The following is a 17990-nucleotide window of genomic DNA, read 5'->3' on the forward strand; positions in this document are numbered from 1 at the left end:
TTACCAATTACCAATTACCAATTACCAATTACCAATTACCAATTACCAATTACCATTAATCAGCCAAGGAGTGCCGCCCAAACCACTTATCCAGTAAAGGTTTTCAGTAGTAACAATTGTGCTAACTCGCAAAAGCCTTCAGATTCTTTAGCATAAGTCACATAAGCTGGCTTATGAGTCAAATAACTAGTGTAGTCTAAGACATTAGCCACCCCTACTGATAAAGGAAACTTGCTGGTATCAAACATAGACTCATCATTAGGACTCTCGCCAACGGTCATAATCTCCTCTGGTTTGAGTTGGGGAAAGTGTCTGGTTAACACTTGCAGCAAGCCTGTTCCTTTATCTTGCTCGATTGGCTTAATATGGCACTGAACTGTACTGTAAGTGAAGCCCCAACCCTGTTGTTGACAGAGTTCTGCCAGGGTTTGTAATTGGACAAAGGCTAGTCCTGTAACATCAAATGTCCAATCTGTCAACCGAAAGCGGTTATCCACAGATTCTTGTAGCTGGGGAAATTGAGCTTTTAGGACTTGAAAGGTGTGATTGAGACTCTGGCGATGCTGAGTTATATCCTCAATAGGGGTTAAGGTTTCTGGGATTTCACTATCTTTGGGGAAATATAGACCGCCATTTTCTGCGATCGCTCCCATCACTGGCAGATAAGTTTTCAGACCATGGACCCAGCCAGCGGAACGACCTGTAATCAGCAACACTTGGATTCCTGTCTTGGTCAATTCTTCTATGGCATGGAATAATGAGGAAGTAAATTTGCCACTCAGGGTTAGGCTGCCATCAATATCGGTAGCAATTAAACTAATACTTTCAAAGCGATTATTCTCAAAAGCCTCAGACAGAGGTGCAAGGGACATAAAATTATAGGAACTTCCAGCTAATCATTCACCGAATGTCATACTAAACCCTGGGATGACAGTTTGACTGAGGAAAAGTTGATTAAGTTTTAGGAAATTCTAGCCGAATGTGAGTTTCCTCTCCAGCGCGAACGCGATCATATGCGCTGATTATAATTTCTCAAGTTCCTAATAGACAAGGGATTCTCGTGATTGGGCTGATCAAAATCTGGCTTCAACTGTTCAACTATTGATGCTGACTGCCACTTGGCATAATCGCTTTGCTAAGTTTAGCGTCACGCAGGTTAGCCTGGTTGAGGTTAGCATCAATTAAAATAGCTTCAATCAATATTGCCTCGGTCAGATTCGACCAACACAGGTTAGCTCGGTATAAATTAGCCTTAGTGAGATTAGCAGCATGGAGAATTGTCCAACTCATCCTTGCTCCTCTGAGATTCGCATCCGTTAGGATAGTGTTTCTCATGGTGCAGCCACTTGCTATGGCACCACTCAAGTCTGCTTGATTGAGATTGGCCTTAGTCAAGTTGGCTCCATTGAGTAGGGTATGGGACAAATTTGCCCCAATCAGATTGGCTTCGATCAGAATAGAATTGTTGAGGGATGCTCCCTCCAAAATCGCTCCATCTAAGAGGGCTTGGGAAAGCTTGGCTCGGTTCAAGGATGTGCTAATCAATTTTGCCTGACTCAAGTTAGCATCCTGGAGAATTGCCTCACTCAGAATTGCTTCACTCAGATTAGCTTTACTAAGATTGACTCCAATCAGGCGGCAACTGCGTAGATTGGCATTACTCAAGTTAGCCTTGGCTAAATTTGCTTGACTGAGGTTACTAACAATGAGGTTGGCTTCACACAGGTCACTTCCCTGTAGATTTGCACCAGATAAATTCGCTTCTCGCAGATTGACACCTTTAAGGATAGCGCCTTTGAGACAACTCTGACTGAGATTAGCACGTCGTAGGTTAGCTTGGCTCAGGTTTACTCCTGCCAAAGATACTCCCTCTAGATTAGCTTCTGGAAAGTCCCGTTCTCCAGCAGCATATCGCTTCAATAATTCTGCCCCATCCATCATAATTCCTTTAATCTTGACAACTAATCAGCTACGTGGTTCTGCTATATGGCATCTAATATGAATTATTATTGCTAGACTATGCTACGTTTATTTGCCAAAGTGCCAGCAAAAAGCGCAATGATAGTGTAATCATGTCTTGGTCAGACAATTATGAAATATTAGGGAGTGGGGAGTAGGCAATAGGCAATAGGCAATAGGCAATAGGCAATAGGCAATAGGCAATAGGCAATAGGGATTGATGATGGCTAAATTTGATAGCTAAATCTAAAATCTCTGATAGAGACTCTAACCTTTGAGGGGAACATATCCATGCCGGAGAATTTGAGAAGCCAAGTGGTTACCCAAGGTGTTCAGCGAGCGCCTAACCGAGCCATGCTGAGGGCTGTTGGTTTCACTGATGACGATTTTACTAAGCCCATTGTTGGTCTTGCTAATGGCTATAGCACTATTACTCCTTGCAATGTGGGGTTAAATGATTTGGCCAAACGAGCAGAGGCAGGATTGATAACTGCTGGTGCTATGGCTCAGATGTTCGGTACCATTACCATTAGTGACGGGATTTCCATGGGAACGGAAGGGATGAAATATTCCCTGGTATCCCGGGAAGTAATTGCTGATTCCATTGAGACCGCTTGTAATGGCCAAAGTATGGATGGGGTTTTGGCAATTGGCGGCTGCGATAAGAATATGCCAGGGGCGATGATTGCTATTGCCAGGATGAATATCCCAGCAATTTTCGTTTATGGTGGCACGATTAAACCAGGACATCTCGATGGTGAAGATTTAACAGTAGTTAGTGCCTTTGAAGCGGTTGGGAAACACAGTGCTGGCAAGATTGATGACGCTAAACTCAAGGCGGTGGAACTCAACGCTTGCCCTGGTGCTGGTTCCTGTGGCGGGATGTTTACCGCTAATACTATGTCCTCTGCTTTTGAGGCAATGGGGATGAGTTTGCCCTATTCCTCTACCATGGCGGCGGAAGATGCAGAAAAAGCTGATAGTGCTGAGAAATCTGCCTTTGTGTTGGTCGAAGCAATTCGCCAGCAAATACTACCAAGGGATATTTTAACACGTAAGGCTTTTGAGAATGCGATCGCAGTAATTATGGCAGTAGGTGGCTCCACCAACTCCGTCTTGCATCTGTTAGGGATCGCCCATGCTGCGGGAGTAGAGTTATCCATTGATGACTTTGAAACCATGCGGGCTAAAGTACCAGTGTTGTGTGACCTCAAACCCAGTGGTCGCTATGTCACTGTAAATTTGCACCGCGCCGGGGGGATTCCCCAAGTCATGAAAATGCTGTTAGTCCATGATTTGCTCCATGGGGATGCCTTGACTATTTCCGGTAAAACCATAGCGGAAGTGTTAGCAGATGTACCTGAGCAACCCCCTGCTGACCAAGATGTAATTCGTCCTTGGGATAATCCTGTGTATGCTCAAGGACACTTAGCGATTCTGAAAGGCAATCTGGCCACAGAAGGCTCAGTAGCAAAGATTACTGGAGTGAAAAATCCTCAAATCACCGGTCCAGCCCGAGTATTTGAATCCGAAGAAGCCTGCTTAGATGCGATTCTGGCCGGTAAGATCAAGTCTGGTGATGTGATTGTGGTGCGCTATGAAGGACCAAAGGGTGGTCCAGGCATGCGGGAAATGCTGGCTCCCACCTCAGCCATTATTGGTGCTGGGTTAGGTGATTCCGTCGGATTAATTACCGATGGACGATTTTCTGGCGGTACTTATGGCATGGTAGTCGGTCATGTGGCACCAGAAGCAGCAGTTGGAGGTGCGATCGCATTAGTCCAAGAAGGGGATATGATTACCATTGATGCCCATCAGCGTTCCTTACAACTAAATCTGTCCGATCAAGAATTAGAGCAACGGCGCGCTAATTGGCAACGACCCAAGCCCCGTTATACCACAGGGGTCTTGGCCAAGTATGCCACCTTAGTCTCTTCCAGTAGTGTCGGAGCAGTAACGGATTTAGACTTGGGTTAACAGCAACTTACTAGTTCGTAATTTTGCCATTTAATCTGGCCGGGCGGGTTTAGCCTATTGGTAATCTCAGAAATCAACCCGCCCTACTCCCTACTCCCTACTCCCTACTCTTCAATAACCTCTACCAAATCTTCAACCATAACATCAAAAGCGCGGGCTAGCTTCAGAATTGCTGTAAAGTCCGTCATACTCATGGCGTCACGTCGGGCATAACTAGCCACAGTGCTATAGGTTACTCCAGAACGGTCGGACACTTCTTTCAACGTCCAACCCTTCTCTGCCGCTAATTCTCGAACTCGTAACCTAATTAATCCCATTTTGGACTTGACAAACTACGCAACTACATATTTAATAGTAAATAGAATATTCGGCGATCACCCAAGAGGCCGCAAAACTACTGGGTGATCGCCTTTCTTAAAACAACCCATAGAAATGGGGTATTTAGCTATATGATATCAACTCGACAAACTTACCGAGACAGATTAAAGCCCTGGTGTGTCATTCGGCACCTACCTAAAATGCAACGGATAACCGTAGCGCGATTTAATCGGCGCAGTGATGCCGAAGCCTATCAGCAAGCTCTCAACCGCTTGCTGCCCAATTTCAACCATGTGGTGATATTTGACATACCCTTGAAATAATAATCCTGTTGGGAAACCCCAGGGCTAAATTGTCCTTGGTGACGGTTATACTCCCTAGGGTGGATTAGGGACGAGCTCGCGCTGATTTTTCGCTGGTTCGCCCTTGGCACAGCCCGTCCCGTAACCCACCACCCTTGGGCTTGCCCTGATTTTCTGCTGGGCATGGGGATGATTTTGGGTTGCTACAGCTAATCTTGTTAATTCGGAATTTTAACAGGGAACTATGTAGCTATCACCTAGGAGAGTATCCTTCAAGTAGTGATTAAAAGGATCAGAAGGAGCTTGTATGTTTGAACCTCTAGTACAAGGCAAAACAAGAGTTCAAAGCGAAAGTGTACAGACAATCTTAGCAAGGTTAGAAAATGAGCGTGTCTATATTCCTGATTACCAGAGAGATTCTAATCAATGGAGCCATAGAAAAAAATCACTTTTAATTGAATCTCTTCTTAACAATCTGACTATTCCTGCTTTCTTATTCTGTGAAGATCAAAAACTAAACTGCGAAGTTGTTGATGGGCAACAACGACTCAACACGATCAGAAGTTTTGCTAATGATGAATTTTCTATCATTGATGATTCAACTATTGACTATATAGCGCCAGGCGCTCCTCAATATGTCGGGAAAAAATACAGTGAATTGGAGGAGGTACTACAAACTATATTTAATAATTATCCGCTGACTATAATTTTTCTGCCTAAAAGTATACCATTAGAACCTAAGCTAGAAATATTTAGACGAATGAACGAAGGAGGCACTTCTCTTTCTAGTCAAGATATTCGTTTAGCTTATTACAGTCAATCTAAAAGTGTGACCTTTATTCGTTTAGTTGGAATTCATCAGAATCCTGATCAAACTAATGAAGAGGTTAGTGAAGATGAGGATTCCAACGATTCCAACTCTACTAGAAATTTTTCTCAACGAATTATTAAGTTAGGAGAAAAACAAGGACTTTCTAATCCTTGGAATAAATTTCCTGAAGCAAGAGACCTTTGGTACAAATGGTGGGAGGGTAAAGAAAAAGCAAACGGTCAAACACCATCATTGATGTTCTTGTGGTACTTAATCTGTCTTGAACGGGAAAAACTTGATCATTTATTGAAAAGACCGGAGCATCTCAAAATGTCTTTTAATGGCTCAACTGAGAACGCCTTAGATATTTACTGTAGTCAACTTCAGTATCAAGACTATCAAGAAGACGTAGAAAGTCAATTACTTTCTAATTTTGAAGTTATTTCGGAAGAGTACTTTACCATATTTGTTAATTGGATAAGATTTATTTTATCACAACTAAATGGAGCTATTAGTGTCGATAAATACAAGCAGTTTGCTCTGTTTATAGCCGGAGCTGCTGAGCTAAAAATATCTCCCGAACAGGTATCAGATACAGAATGGAATCATGCTAGTGAATTCATTCGTAACCCTCGAAACAAAGGCAGAGAGATACTTAGAAAAAAAGATGGATACCCAGAACCAAAAGGTCGATGGAATCGACACAGAGGACAGAAGGAACAGTGCGATCAAGCTGTTAAAATTGTTAGAAAAATTTTTACGACTAATAAGTAGACATTAAATTGCTGAATTTACTGAAGGACTATCTACCTGTAATCGTGACATACTCCCGACGTTGCCCTAACGGGACAACGCGGGCTTCTTGCCAACACCAGGTATCCCTATCGGCGAAGCCGACGCTACGCGAACGGTTGCTCGGCAAGCTTTACTACTGACGGAATGCCCTACCGCCAAATTTAATATATTGATCGCCGCATTTACATCCCTGTCAGAAACATATCCACAATGAGGGCAGGAATGAATGCGGTCTTTCAGTTTTTTAGGTACTTTTGTGCCGCAATTAGAACAGTTTTGACTAGTGTTTTTAGGGTTAACTCCTTTCGCTATCAGTCCAGCATTCAAGGCCGTAGGCCACGCTACGCGAACGGCTTTGACTGACAGGATTGAGAGGAATTGACCCCAACCAGCATCTAGGATAGATTTGGCCATTTTAGTTTTGGCCAAACCTTTAATGTTTAGTTTCTCGTGAGCTACCAGGTCGTGACTATCTAGTAGCTCTTTAACTGTTTTGAAATGAAAATCTTTCCGGGTGTCAGCTACCTTTTTGTGAGCTTTTCCCAGTTTTAGAGCAGCCTTTTTTCTGTTATTACTGCCTTTTTTTGATCTACTGACAGCCTTTTGAATCTTTTTAAGTCGCTTCTGAGCTTTTTTATAATACTGAGGAATTGGTACCTCAGAGCCATCGGACTTGACTAAGAAAGACTTTAGACCCATGTCTATCCCAATAGGATTAGAAACACTATCTACTGGGATGATATCCGGAACGGAGTCGTCCTGGATAGACAGCGTGACGTAGTAACCGTCAGCTTTTCGGGTTATGGTGGCGGTTTTTATCTTGAACCCTTCTGGAATAGGTCGATGATAAATCATCTTGACTTTTCCAAATTTTGGAAGAGTTAAAACATTACCGCTTATGGGGTTATTAGAGAGGGATGGGAAAGTAAAAGATTTATACCTGTTTTTGGCCTTAAATCTCGGTCTACCGCTCTTTTTCCCGTTACTGTCCCCCTTTAAGAAACGTTTAAAGGCTATATCTACTCTTTTGACGCAATCCTGTAAGACTTGAGATTGGACTACCTTGTACCAAGGTCTATCCTGTTTTAATCTTGGAAGAGTCTTCTTTTGGGAAAAATAATCAGGATTATTTCTTAACTCTGGAAGGTGGCAGACCAAAGGACAGGAGTTAATAGAGCAGCGGTTTTGTTCATACCATTTGAATCTATCAGCAAGCAGAAAATTGTATTGATGTCGGAGCATATCCAACCATCTCTCTATCTCTGCCTCTTGTGACTTGGTTAGCCTTAATCGGTACTGATACGCTGCTCTCATTGTTGCTGTTTCCTGTTTCTCGACCTATTATTAGTATAGTAAACGTATTTACATGTATCAATGCAAAATAAAATATAAAAATTTAATGATTAGGTTAACTAGCTTTGAGAAAAGGCAAGTTCAACAGGAAGCTGTTCGCGTAGCGTGACCAAAGGTCAATCGGAGGGGGATAACCTGCTCCGAACTACTCAGGAGCTTGATAGCTCGTTTCCCTGAACCGAAAGAGTCTTAGTTGGCAATTACGTTTCACTTCATTGCCCCGCTATCATCCCGACACCCACCTTATTACGTAGGGTGCGGGGCTTCTCGCGGACTAGCTAAGAACTTTTCCTTTGTCTTGATGCAGCGCGATACCGCGCTGCTTTCTGGTTTCTACTCCCTACTCCCTGCTCCCTGCTCCCTGCTATAACCCTCAACAACTGTACCTTTCCCCAAACTATTCCAAAAGCTCCAACACAGCTTTCGGTGAAAGTTTATCCTTAAACCAAACAACTTGAGCTGGCAAATTCTTCACCGTCACCCCAGCTTTATCCAAATTTAACCGTTCTGAAATCGCCAGAATCAAATTATCACATTCCGCCTTGCGCACCTGAGCGAATTTCTTCCTTAAATACTCTGGACGCCAGTAACCAATAATTTCTAATAGGAAATTTCGCCCATCAGGATGAACAAGCCGAAAATCGGGCACCATCACACTACCAGGAATAGGAATTAAATCCACTTCTCGCTCCAACACCCACTCAGTTTTCTGAGATTCCCAACGCTTAGCAAAGGAAGCCTCTAACATACTGTCGTAGGGTTTACCAGGGGGATAGTGAGTCACCAAGCCACAGCGGTCATTAAGGCTAAAATGCCCCGTCTTGATCGTACCGCTGTAAGAGTCACGGCTTTGTAAGGTAGCCTTGAGACTCCATTTAGTAACGTGTAGTAAGGCTGGAATCAGTTTTGCGATCGCTAAACCATAGCGAGTACTCGGCTTAAATAAACTAGTCGGTCCATCAATAGTAATCGTGAAGCCATGATCCGCATCCCCTTCAATGTAAGTCATCAGCTGAAACAACTTCAAATAGCGGATTAATAGCTTATACTCCCCTGGAACATTCCGGTGAGCATTCAGAGTCATCTCAGATGCCCGATAAAAAATACCCTGGACTTGAGATAAATTATAGCGATGCAGTAATGCCTCTGGTGCTGGGTGATCAAACTGAGTCAGAATACGATTTTCTTGTAAATCCGCATAAAGTCCTTTAGAAATTTGTTCAGGCAACACTTCCTGGTTTAATTCCTTAGATAAAGCAGTGCTCACGCTTTCTAGAGTAGTCTGAGTTGCCTGGCGACTAGGAACAGATTGAGCCGCCAGGGCAAAAACTCGTTGGCGGAGTTCCTTAGGATCTATGGGGCTAACAACTTCAAAGGTACTGAAGCTGGTTTTAAGAATATGGGCTAAACCTCGTTTAACTCGGTAGTCAGGGCTATCTCCTTCCCAATCCGACAACTTACGGTCTAGTTCCCCTTGGGTGGTACCAGTAGCCTCAATAAAGCAGCAGATTAACTCAGCTGCCATAGCACAGGTCTGATTGTTAATCAGCAACCGTTTGGGAATGATTTCTTCGCCATTTTGTCTACTAATTAGCAAATCAGTCGGTAGCATTAATAATTAAGTCGTTTTTTTATTTCTTTGCTGTGATATCTTGCTTTTATTGGCGGTGTCATGATAAAAGTAAACGGGTAAAGACACTGCCAGGTTGCCTGGTACAGAGAATAAATGGTCAAGGAGGTTTTCAGCCAACTGTCTTTTTCTACCACCAAAATTTATTCTTTACTCGAAATACTTCCTTTGACCCTAACCATTAAGGTTGGCTCGATTGAATTATACAGAGGTGCTAAATAACCATGAAAACCGCTCTATCCCCAGAATCCCCATTTTTCAGTTCCCATCGACTAAACCATAAATCTGCGGCGTCTACAGCTGAACGCCAATCCAACCTGGACATAGAGACAATGGTAAACCAGATGATTAACAGGGGTCAATTGAGCCGTCAAGAGTATTTACAGCTGACGAGTGCCTTCCTCTGCGATTACAATATAAGCGACGCAGAACGCCACCAGATTAATCGGATATTTGATAATGTTCAGACTGGTCGTGTGAAATTAGTTGATTATCAAGTTAGTTAATTAGAGACCCACAGTGACAACGACCCACACTTTCCTATCTTGAAAGTGTGGGGTTAAAACCAATCCTGTGTTATGAGCCTCAGGGTTTCATGAAGCCATCCATCTTGGTTGTGATGATGTCATAAATACTACCTTACCCTAGACTATATCAGCACTCCGCCCTGAGGATCCTGATGAATGGGACATTGTTTTAATTGTTGTTTTCAAAGCGCGTCTGACAGGTATTGAATCCTACAACCCCCTTACCCCTAGGAGGTGGGGGTTGAAGCCAGAATAATTAACCGGCACAATCAGCTTGACTGTAGCGTCAAAATTAGGTTTAAGCATCACCAAATCAACTCTGGCATCTCCTAATTGGATGGCTATTGTACCGAAGTTTGCGGAATTATAAGTCATCCCAGGGAATAATTTGGTAAAAGCAAAAATCTAGTAAGAGCGAGGTATTCCAGTGTCGCAATCCAAAGCAACTGTGCTAGTTACAGGGGGTGCAGGATATATTGGCTCCCATGCTGTATTAGCTCTCTTGGAAGCTGGCTACAATGTGGTGGTTCTAGACAATTTAGTCTATGGTCATCGAGACATAGTCGAAGATGTTCTCAAAGTGAAGTTAGTTGTCGGTGATACCAATGACCGGGTATTACTCGACAATCTTTTTAGTGACTATGATATCAGTGCAGTCATGCACTTTGCTGCCTATGCCTATGTAGGAGAGTCGGTAACTGACCCTGCTAAATATTACCGCAATAATGTTACCGGGACACTAACACTCCTGGAAGCTATGGTAGCAGCATCTATTAAAAAATTAGTCTTTTCCTCTACCTGTGCTACCTACGGGGTACCAAAAACTGTACCGATTCCAGAAGATCATCCCCAAAACCCCATTAATCCCTATGGGGCGAGTAAATTAATGGTAGAGCGGATTTTATCCGATTTCCATACCGCCTATGATTTTAAATCCGTAACCTTCCGCTATTTTAATGCCGCTGGTGCTGACCCAGAGGGTAGGCTAGGAGAAGATCATACCCCCGAAACCCACCTTATCCCCTTAGTGCTGCTCACTGCTTTAGGTAAACGGGAGTCCATCTCCATTTTTGGTACCGATTATCCCACAGCTGACGGAACTTGTATTCGGGACTATATTCACGTCAAGGATTTAGCCTCTGCTCATGTTTTGGGCTTGGACTATTTGTTAAAGGGTGGGGATAGTGAAATCTTTAACTTAGGTAATGGCAACGGCTTCTCAGTCAAAGAAGTCATTGAGGCAGCAAGACTTGTAACTAAACAAGAGATCAAAGCTATAGAATGCGATCGCCGTCCTGGTGATCCGCCCGCTCTGGTCGGTAGTAGTGACAAAGCCAGAAAAATTCTGGGTTGGTATCCCCAATATTCCGATATAAATACCATCTTATCCAACGCCTGGCAATGGCATCAGAAGCGCCATGGGCTCAAGGATGCTGGCCTTAGGGTTCCCGCAGCATAAAGGATTAAGGATTAATGATTAATGATGTTAGGCTTAGGGGTTCTATGTAAGGTATATTGAAGGATTAACTATAATTGCCTAATCAAACGATGGAGTAGGAACATAGGGACAGGGTTGGCGATTGGCCGGATGTACCGGTGCGCTTACAGTCGTGGAATTAAATTCGCCACGGGTCGCACCGCAATGATAAACCTTTACTTCCCTGTGTTCCCTATGTTTCCTTTCTTTCCCTTCTTACCTATATTCTAAATTTCTATCTACCACACCCCTGAAACGTTCAGCGCTTTAGGGGTTAGTGTCGTTCGTCGATTTTTTGTTTGATTAGATTAGGGTGTGGAAAGCGTGATAGTTGATCACATCTGAGATTATAGCACTTGAAACGGGAATACTGATTCTATGCGCCATTTTCCATTTCCCTGATTAAAGTGTTTATCTAGCAAAGTGTCAATCACCCTACCTAAATCGAAAGGTAATGGTTGGTCTTGGTAAAACTTGACCCTTAGCACTAAGGGTTTAGCTGGTAAACACTTCCGAATAGCTCCCGAGTTGAGATTATCGGACAATTCTATACTTATGAGGTACATTTACTTTTGTTACCCCAACTCCCTCTTTCGTGACCATTAGTGCATGGTAGTTGCGACATCTTGCTAAACCCGAGGAGACTAATCACTTTCACATGAGAGGTTGATCAGCATGTATCGTGTACCAGTTTTATCAAAATCTGATGAACAAAAAAGTTTCCCTAGTTGTTAGTGACTTGTCCGGTGGTGGTGCTATCCGGGCATTTTTGCTCGGACAAGTCCTGAAAAAGCTCAACTATGCCATAGAGATTGTGGGATTTATGTTTGGGAAGGAGTTATATGCCACTCCTCCCTCTGGTTTTACCATTACTTCAGTCCCTGGTGGTAAATATCCTGGAGTCTTAACCGCTGCCCGAGACCTGTTAAAAAAGATAGATGGCGATATTATCTATGCCGTAAAACCCAAACCCACCAGTTTTGGTCTGTCTGTGCTGAAAAAGTTTACTAGCCGTCGTCCAATCATCCTGGATATGGATGATTGGGAACTAAGTTGGTATGGTGGCGACCAATGGCAGTATCGTCCGAGTCTTAAACAGTTCGGTAGGGATATTCTTACCAAAGATGGTCAATTGAGATATCCAGATCATCCCCTATATATCAAATGGCTAGAAAAGTTTGTCAATTATGCTGACGCTATCACTATAGATACTCAGTTTCTCAAGGAACGCTTCGGTGGTGTTTATCTATCCAATGGTAAAGATACCGATCTGTTTGACCCCGAGCAGTATGACCCAGAACTCAGCCGCAAGCGTTATGGGTTATCGGAGTATCGGGTATTAATGTTTCCTGGTGCGCCACGACCCCACAAAGGAGTTGAAGATGTTTTAGTAGCGCTAGAGTATCTCAATCAGCCAGACTTAAGATTGGTGATTGTCGGAGGCAGTCCCTATGATGATTATGATCAACAACTCATTAAAAAATGGGGACGTTGGATTATTAAATTGCCCAGAACCCCAGTCGAAGAAATGCCAGAGGTTCTGTCAGCAGCTCATATTGTGGTGGTTCCCCAGCGAGATACTCTGGCGGCTAGAGCTCAGTTTCCCTTAAAATTGACAGATGGTATGGCAATGGCTAAACCAGTTTTGTCTACCCGTGTTGGGGATATCCCAACAATTTTAGGTGATACCGGTTATCTGGTTAAGCCTAGTTCGCCACAACAACTAGCTGAGGAGATTCAACAGATATTTCAAAATCTAGATGTTGCCAATCATAAAGGACTTGAAGCCAGGGAGCTATGTGTGAAGTACCATAGTGTTGATGCCATGGCGACAGTTCTTGCAGATGTTATTGCTGATTTATAATCTGCTACGCTGTTCAACCTATAATTTGGCTCACTAAGTAAAAGCTTTTTTGTTGACTGTTTATACTTGAATGGAGCATAAGTAAGTCTTCTCCTATACCAACAGTCAACAGTCAACACTCAACCATAAAAAAAACAGTAATCATGTCTCCTAATCGATTACTCCTTAGCTACGCACTACGACATCCTATCTTGATTGTCTTGACTGTCCTGCTGGGATTTTCCAGTGCCATGTTTAATAGTGTCGGTACAACCATAATTGTGCCGTTAGTCCTGGAATTTTTAGGTCAAAAGAAACTAGAGTTAAGCAAAGCCCCGCCTATTATTCAGAAAACCATGGCTTTTTTTGAGGGCTTTGAAGGGGGCGATCGCTTGCTGTTCATGGTACTGGTAGTGCTCTTAGCCATTGTCCTGAAAAATGTAGCTAACTATGTCAATATCTTAGTGTCTACCCATTTATCCAAAAAATTAATTAATACCTTTCGTAAAGAAGGGATTAAATTACTCCTGGATGTGGATCTAGATTTTTATGCCAAAACCAAAATTGGTGATATTATAAATCGGATTAGTCAAGAAATTGGTCGAGCTGCAAATGCCATTAGAATTGCCATTCAATTATTTACGACGGTAATCACCATTTTTGTATTTGTATTTCTTCTAATTTCGATTTCGTGGCAACTCACTATTGCAACAAGTATTCTATTGCTTGGTGTATTCGTTATTAATCAATTTTTTGTTAAGCGCTCTAAAAAATTTGGTAAAATTCTCTCAGATAAATCCCGAGGATATTCAGGAGCATTACTAGAAATATTAACGGGAATTAGGTTAATTAAATCAGTTAGTAATGAACAAGATGAATATCAACGAATTGAAAAATTTATTGATGAACGTGAACAGGCTGAATTTCAATCTCAAGCTAATTTTGCGGCAATTAACCCCATTAATGAAGTATCGGGAATATTGGCAATTTTAGCCATCGTCTTTGTAGGCAAAAATCTCTTGTTGCAAGATAGTTCATCAGAAGAACTGGAAGCGATATCTACTGTTTTGGGGATTTATTTATTCTTACTATTCCGTTTGTTACCAGTAATCAGTCAGTTGAATGGGCAAAGAAGTCGGTTTGCTAATGTGTCTGCTAGTACGGCAATCGTGGCTGATTTTTTGCGCAGAGACAACAAACCGATCATGAGCAATGGCAAAAATATCTACACCAAACTATCCCAAGAAATTCGCATTGAAAATCTCTCGTTTGCCTATCCTGGTCATCAGGATTCGGTACTCAATGGGGTGAATTTGTCGATTCCTAAAGGCACTACTATGGCATTGGTAGGTGCTTCCGGTGCCGGTAAGTCAACCTTGGCAGATTTGTTGCCACGATTTTATGACCCAGTTGAAGGACGAATTACTATCGATGGCACAGATTTGAAGGATTACGATATCGGTTCCCTCAGACAAGCGATGGGGGTTGTTAGTCAGGATACGTTTTTATTTAATAATTCCGTGCGCAACAATATTGCTTATGGAATGACAGATGTGACCGAGGAAGATATTATTGGAGCAGCGAAACGAGCTAATGCCTATGAATTTATCATGCAATTACCCCAAGGGTTTGATACCAAAGTAGGCGATCGCGGTGTAATGTTATCCGGTGGACAACGTCAACGCATGGCCATTGCCCGGGCACTGCTGCGGAATCCAGATATTTTAATTTTAGATGAAGCAACCAGTGCCTTAGATACGGTTTCCGAACGGCTAGTACAACAAGCTATTGATGAACTCTGTCGCGATCGCACAACGGTAGTCATTGCTCACCGACTGTCTACGATCCAAAAAGCTCATCAAATCGTGGTTATGGACAAAGGGCAAGTGGTTGAGATTGGCACCCATGAAGAACTGCTTAACAAGGAGGGTTACTACTCTCGTTTGTACAAGATGCAGTTTGAGCACAATAGCGATGGAGAGGTTAAAAATGTGGTCAAAAAGGAGTTAGTCAAGACCTCCCATGAAGTGCGAACTCACCTGACTCCAATGATTGTTTGCTTGCAGTTAGTGGTTAATGACCTAGTGGATAGCCCTCAGGAACGTCATGAATTAACTGAAGAAGCCTATCACTCAGCAGTTCGTCTGCTTAAAACCTTGGAGTATTTAGAAGAAAGCTCAACTATAAAATCAATAGCCTGACCTGAGTTAGTAAGCATATGCGCGTAGCGCATATGCTTACCTTAGTTATAAGGGTTTGAGCTTGCTATTAAATGAATCTAGGGTTAATTTGGGACTGTATCTTCCCTAAGCTCATTTGCCTCAAAGCCTTATCTACTAAGCTTTTTAGGTATCATGTCACCTAGTGAGCTACACCTCACCAACAGCAATAAAGCTGAAACCACTATCTTGAGGAAGAGTGGGTGTTGAAGTTTGGCATACGAAGAAATTAGGGTTAATCTCAAGGACTGCAACAGACATTTGAAAACTTAGCCAAGAATCCCCATAAATTGTACAGGTTACTCCAGGAAATTCTGCAAATGGCTGATCAAAAGCTATAATGTAAATCCCGCTCCGCTTTTTGTCAACTTTGAAGCCTTTACCAGATAAAATCTCGCCGTTTGCCTTAACAAGACCGAAGATATGAGCGTCATTTTCACTATGAGATGTAACCATTGTTTCAACTAACTTCTGTTAGAGTGACTGTTTATAAAGGGTTGTAAGAATCCCCGTTATTATAGGACGGGGAGTGTCAACTTAGTTATAAGGGTTTGAGCTTGCCATTAAATGAATCTAGGGTTAATTTGGGACTGTATCTTACCTAAGCTCATTTGCCTCAAAGCCTTATCTACTAAGCTTTGTAGGGCTCATGTTACCTATTCAGGTGCCCCATGACTAGGACCAACAGCAATAAAGCTGAAACCACTATCTTCAGGAAGAGTGGGTGTTGAAGTTTGGCATACGAAGAAATTAGGGTTAATCTCAAGGACTGCAACAGACATTTGAAAACTTCGCCAAGAATCCCCATAAATTGTACAGGTTACTCCAGGAGATTCTGCAAATGGCTGATCAAACGCTATAAAGTAAATCCCCTGGTGCTTTTTGTCAACCTTGAAGCCTTTACCAGATAAAATCTCGCCGTTTCGGCTAACAAGACCGAAGATATGAGTGTCATGCTCATCATGAGATGTAACCATTGTTTCAACTAACTCCTGTTAGATTGACTGTTTATAAAGGGTTGTATGAAAAAAGAATTGATTACATAGGACTTACGCAAATCCCTCAATTTAACGCTACCTGTAGTGTGGATAAAACATTGCCCACACTACCGATCGAGTCCTTGCGTAACTCTTGTTACATTCTTTGGTTTCACTAAACATAGCGATTTTAGTAAGTAGTGGGACAAAAGTAAACGGCACTATATAGCAGTTTTAAATAATTCGTGAAATATATTGGCTAAAGTGTTCGCGATAGCGTCGGCCTCGCCGAATCGCTATAACCTTTTACCAGCAATGATTCCAGATTTGTCTGATTTTACAAATGATTTAGAAGAATTGCTATATTAACTTTTATAAAATCCAGCGATTGCGCTACGCGCAGGCTACGCCAACGCTCTCAAGGGCAACGATTGTGTATATTAATTAACTTATTAATAAAACTACCTTTATCAGGGTAAACGCATCTTATAAAGATATTCCAAATGCCGTCATGACCATCATCCAAGCAGAACAGTGGCGTGCCTAGGGGCTGTTGGTTGACCCAACTGAGTAAAGCAGCTATAGTTAGGTGAGCATGTGAGAATGATAAAAAAAGTATCTATATATATAAAAAAAGGTACGGTGTGCCCCACCGAAACCTAGATCCATTATCTAAACGCTTAGGTAGAATTGTCCTCTACTTTTTTTGGTTCCGACCTGCTATACGCAAGACAGCAAGGCCGTAGGCCGCGCTACGCGAACGTTGAAGTAAGAATCCCCGTTCTTATAGGACGGGGAGTGTCAACTTAGTTATAAGGGTTTGAGCTTGCCATTAAATGAATCTAGGGTTAATTTGGGACTGTATCTTCCCTAAGCTCATTGGGCTCAAAGCCTTATCTACTAAGCTTTTTAGGGCTCATGTCACCTATTCAGGTGCCCCATGACTATGACCAACAGCAATAAAGCTGAAAGCACTCTCTTCAGCTTGCATGGGTGTTGAAGTTTGGCATATGAAGTAATTAGGGGTAATATCAACGACTGAAATAGACATTTGAAAACTTCGCCAAGAATCCCCATAAATTGTACAGGTTACTCCAGGAGATTCTGCAAATGGCTGATCAAAAGTTATCAAGTAATACCCCTGGGGCTTTTTGTCAACCTTGAAGCCTTTACCAGATAAAATACGGCCGTTTCGCTTAACAAGACCGAAGATATGAGCGTCATTATCACCATTAAATAGACCCATTGTTTAAACTAACTCCTGTTAGATTGACTGTTTATAAAGGGTTGTAGGAAAAAAGAATTGATTACATTCTTTGGTTTCACTACACATACTAGATTAGTATTTTCCACAGTTTTGAATCTCATAAAACTCATGTAAAAACTCATGTAAAAACTCATGTAAAAACTCATATGATCCCCAGGGTAAGCGCAAGAAAAAATTGCCCATAATGTGCATTGGCTCGATATCGGTTGATCGTGGCTCGAAACCCCTATAATCTCGTCGAACTGTAATCGCAATAGAGTTAATTTATTGAGAATGACGCGGTCTTTTTCGAGGGTAAGCCACGGTTTATTGATTCTTGCGCTTACTCTGATCTGATACCTTCGTTAGCATATTCCCCCCTGTTCGAGTCCTGATGGCTCTACTGGATAGAGGTTGGGTGCATCTGATTTTTGTTGTTTGACAAAGTGGTGCGTTACGGGCAGCAACATAACCAAGGGCTAGAGGCGGAACATGAGGCCCCCCAATAGCACAACTAGGAACTATAAAACTCATGTAAACCTCATGTAAAACCTCA

The 17990-nt window shown here is 42.4% G+C and carries 18 protein-coding genes; 7 read left to right on the top strand and 11 right to left on the bottom strand.

Features of this window, described 5'->3' with window-relative positions; translation table 11 throughout:
• Positions 1 to 86: 86 nt before the first annotated feature.
• Positions 87 to 872, bottom strand: coding sequence for an HAD-IIB family hydrolase (locus tag AC4II3_RS12260; RefSeq protein ID WP_488014137.1), 786 nt, complete (start codon positions 870 to 872; stop codon positions 87 to 89).
• Between the two features lie 226 nt (positions 873 to 1098).
• Complete coding sequence (locus tag AC4II3_RS12265) at positions 1099 to 1938, bottom strand: pentapeptide repeat-containing protein (protein WP_488014139.1); 840 nt, start codon at positions 1936 to 1938, stop codon at positions 1099 to 1101.
• A gap of 312 nt (positions 1939 to 2250) precedes the next feature.
• On the opposite strand from AC4II3_RS12265, the gene ilvD reads away from it, so the two are divergent.
• Positions 2251 to 3936 (top strand): dihydroxy-acid dehydratase, encoded by a 1686-nt coding sequence (gene ilvD / locus AC4II3_RS12270; protein WP_488014135.1) that lies wholly within the window; start codon positions 2251 to 2253, stop codon positions 3934 to 3936.
• Positions 3937 to 4040: 104 nt separating this feature from the next.
• Here the strand turns inward: ilvD and AC4II3_RS12275 are convergent, their stop codons facing one another.
• Positions 4041 to 4253, bottom strand: coding sequence for a helix-turn-helix domain-containing protein (locus AC4II3_RS12275; protein WP_008185577.1), 213 nt, complete (start codon positions 4251 to 4253; stop codon positions 4041 to 4043).
• A 132-nt stretch (positions 4254 to 4385) separates the two neighbouring features.
• On the opposite strand from AC4II3_RS12275, the gene AC4II3_RS12280 reads away from it, so the two are divergent.
• Entirely contained in the window at positions 4386 to 4577 is a 192-nt protein-coding gene (locus AC4II3_RS12280; RefSeq protein WP_488014133.1) for a hypothetical protein, read from the top strand.
• Between the two features lie 286 nt (positions 4578 to 4863).
• The gene (locus AC4II3_RS12285; protein ID WP_488014131.1) at positions 4864 to 6141 is read left to right on the top strand and encodes a GmrSD restriction endonuclease domain-containing protein; all 1278 of its coding nucleotides are present in this window, start codon (positions 4864 to 4866) and stop codon (positions 6139 to 6141) included.
• Between the two features lie 66 nt (positions 6142 to 6207).
• On the opposite strand, the gene AC4II3_RS12290 is transcribed toward AC4II3_RS12285, so the two are convergent.
• Both AC4II3_RS12290 and AC4II3_RS12295 read right to left on the bottom strand, forming a co-directional pair.
• A complete protein-coding gene (locus AC4II3_RS12290; protein WP_488014129.1) occupies positions 6208 to 7476 on the bottom strand; it encodes an RNA-guided endonuclease InsQ/TnpB family protein in 1269 nt (422 codons plus the stop codon).
• Between the two features lie 436 nt (positions 7477 to 7912).
• Positions 7913 to 9127: a DUF790 family protein gene (locus AC4II3_RS12295; protein ID WP_488014127.1), complete on the bottom strand. Its 1215-nt coding sequence runs from the start codon at positions 9125 to 9127 to the stop codon at positions 7913 to 7915.
• Between the two features lie 242 nt (positions 9128 to 9369).
• Between AC4II3_RS12295 and AC4II3_RS12300 the strand changes: the two genes are divergently transcribed.
• The gene (locus AC4II3_RS12300) at positions 9370 to 9651 is read left to right on the top strand and encodes a hypothetical protein (RefSeq protein WP_488014125.1); all 282 of its coding nucleotides are present in this window, start codon (positions 9370 to 9372) and stop codon (positions 9649 to 9651) included.
• Between the two features lie 231 nt (positions 9652 to 9882).
• Here the strand turns inward: AC4II3_RS12300 and AC4II3_RS12305 are convergent, their stop codons facing one another.
• On the bottom strand, positions 9883 to 10047 hold the full coding sequence (locus AC4II3_RS12305; protein ID WP_488014123.1) for a hypothetical protein: 165 nt from the start codon (positions 10045 to 10047) through the stop codon (positions 9883 to 9885).
• A 52-nt stretch (positions 10048 to 10099) separates the two neighbouring features.
• Between AC4II3_RS12305 and galE the strand changes: the two genes are divergently transcribed.
• Entirely contained in the window at positions 10100 to 11131 is a 1032-nt protein-coding gene (galE, locus tag AC4II3_RS12310; RefSeq protein ID WP_488029443.1) for a UDP-glucose 4-epimerase GalE, read from the top strand.
• Positions 11132 to 11496: 365 nt separating this feature from the next.
• On the opposite strand, the gene AC4II3_RS12315 is transcribed toward galE, so the two are convergent.
• A complete protein-coding gene (locus AC4II3_RS12315) occupies positions 11497 to 11715 on the bottom strand; it encodes a hypothetical protein (protein WP_488013872.1) in 219 nt (72 codons plus the stop codon).
• 140 nt (positions 11716 to 11855) lie between these two features.
• Between AC4II3_RS12315 and AC4II3_RS12320 the strand changes: the two genes are divergently transcribed.
• Positions 11856 to 13013 (top strand): glycosyltransferase family 4 protein, encoded by a 1158-nt coding sequence (locus tag AC4II3_RS12320; protein WP_488013870.1) that lies wholly within the window; start codon positions 11856 to 11858, stop codon positions 13011 to 13013.
• A gap of 143 nt (positions 13014 to 13156) precedes the next feature.
• A complete protein-coding gene (locus tag AC4II3_RS12325; protein ID WP_488013868.1) occupies positions 13157 to 15193 on the top strand; it encodes an ABC transporter ATP-binding protein in 2037 nt (678 codons plus the stop codon).
• Positions 15194 to 15361: 168 nt separating this feature from the next.
• On the opposite strand, the gene AC4II3_RS12330 is transcribed toward AC4II3_RS12325, so the two are convergent.
• From AC4II3_RS12330 to AC4II3_RS12345, 4 genes are all read right to left on the bottom strand, one after another.
• The gene (locus AC4II3_RS12330; RefSeq protein ID WP_488013866.1) at positions 15362 to 15667 is read right to left on the bottom strand and encodes a hypothetical protein; all 306 of its coding nucleotides are present in this window, start codon (positions 15665 to 15667) and stop codon (positions 15362 to 15364) included.
• A gap of 200 nt (positions 15668 to 15867) precedes the next feature.
• Positions 15868 to 16188 (bottom strand): hypothetical protein, encoded by a 321-nt coding sequence (locus AC4II3_RS12335; protein WP_488013864.1) that lies wholly within the window; start codon positions 16186 to 16188, stop codon positions 15868 to 15870.
• A 925-nt stretch (positions 16189 to 17113) separates the two neighbouring features.
• A complete protein-coding gene (locus AC4II3_RS12340) occupies positions 17114 to 17434 on the bottom strand; it encodes an H-type lectin domain-containing protein (protein ID WP_488013862.1) in 321 nt (106 codons plus the stop codon).
• 327 nt (positions 17435 to 17761) lie between these two features.
• On the bottom strand, positions 17762 to 17990 hold a 229-nt coding region (locus AC4II3_RS12345; protein WP_488013860.1), incomplete at its 5' end, for a hypothetical protein.

The organism is Moorena sp. (assembly GCF_982860115.1).

Excerpts from the sequence above, each read along its gene's own strand:
- AC4II3_RS12260 (WP_488014137.1), bottom strand. The coding sequence starts at position 872 with ATGTCCCTTGCACCTCTGTCTGAGGCTTTTGAGAATAATCGCTTTGAA.
- AC4II3_RS12265 (WP_488014139.1), bottom strand. The coding sequence starts at position 1,938 with ATGGATGGGGCAGAATTATTGAAGCGATATGCTGCTGGAGAACGGGAC.
- ilvD (WP_488014135.1), top strand. The coding sequence starts at position 2,251 with ATGCCGGAGAATTTGAGAAGCCAAGTGGTTACCCAAGGTGTTCAGCGA.
- AC4II3_RS12275 (WP_008185577.1), bottom strand. The coding sequence starts at position 4,253 with ATGGGATTAATTAGGTTACGAGTTCGAGAATTAGCGGCAGAGAAGGGT.
- AC4II3_RS12280 (WP_488014133.1), top strand. The coding sequence starts at position 4,386 with ATGATATCAACTCGACAAACTTACCGAGACAGATTAAAGCCCTGGTGT.
- AC4II3_RS12285 (WP_488014131.1), top strand. The coding sequence starts at position 4,864 with ATGTTTGAACCTCTAGTACAAGGCAAAACAAGAGTTCAAAGCGAAAGT.
- AC4II3_RS12290 (WP_488014129.1), bottom strand. The coding sequence starts at position 7,476 with ATGAGAGCAGCGTATCAGTACCGATTAAGGCTAACCAAGTCACAAGAG.
- AC4II3_RS12295 (WP_488014127.1), bottom strand. The coding sequence starts at position 9,127 with ATGCTACCGACTGATTTGCTAATTAGTAGACAAAATGGCGAAGAAATC.
- AC4II3_RS12300 (WP_488014125.1), top strand. The coding sequence starts at position 9,370 with ATGAAAACCGCTCTATCCCCAGAATCCCCATTTTTCAGTTCCCATCGA.
- AC4II3_RS12305 (WP_488014123.1), bottom strand. The coding sequence starts at position 10,047 with ATGACTTATAATTCCGCAAACTTCGGTACAATAGCCATCCAATTAGGA.
- AC4II3_RS12315 (WP_488013872.1), bottom strand. The coding sequence starts at position 11,715 with ATGTACCTCATAAGTATAGAATTGTCCGATAATCTCAACTCGGGAGCT.
- AC4II3_RS12320 (WP_488013870.1), top strand. The coding sequence starts at position 11,856 with ATGAACAAAAAAGTTTCCCTAGTTGTTAGTGACTTGTCCGGTGGTGGT.
- AC4II3_RS12325 (WP_488013868.1), top strand. The coding sequence starts at position 13,157 with ATGTCTCCTAATCGATTACTCCTTAGCTACGCACTACGACATCCTATC.
- AC4II3_RS12330 (WP_488013866.1), bottom strand. The coding sequence starts at position 15,667 with ATGGTTACATCTCATAGTGAAAATGACGCTCATATCTTCGGTCTTGTT.
- AC4II3_RS12335 (WP_488013864.1), bottom strand. The coding sequence starts at position 16,188 with ATGGTTACATCTCATGATGAGCATGACACTCATATCTTCGGTCTTGTT.
- AC4II3_RS12340 (WP_488013862.1), bottom strand. The coding sequence starts at position 17,434 with ATGGGTCTATTTAATGGTGATAATGACGCTCATATCTTCGGTCTTGTT.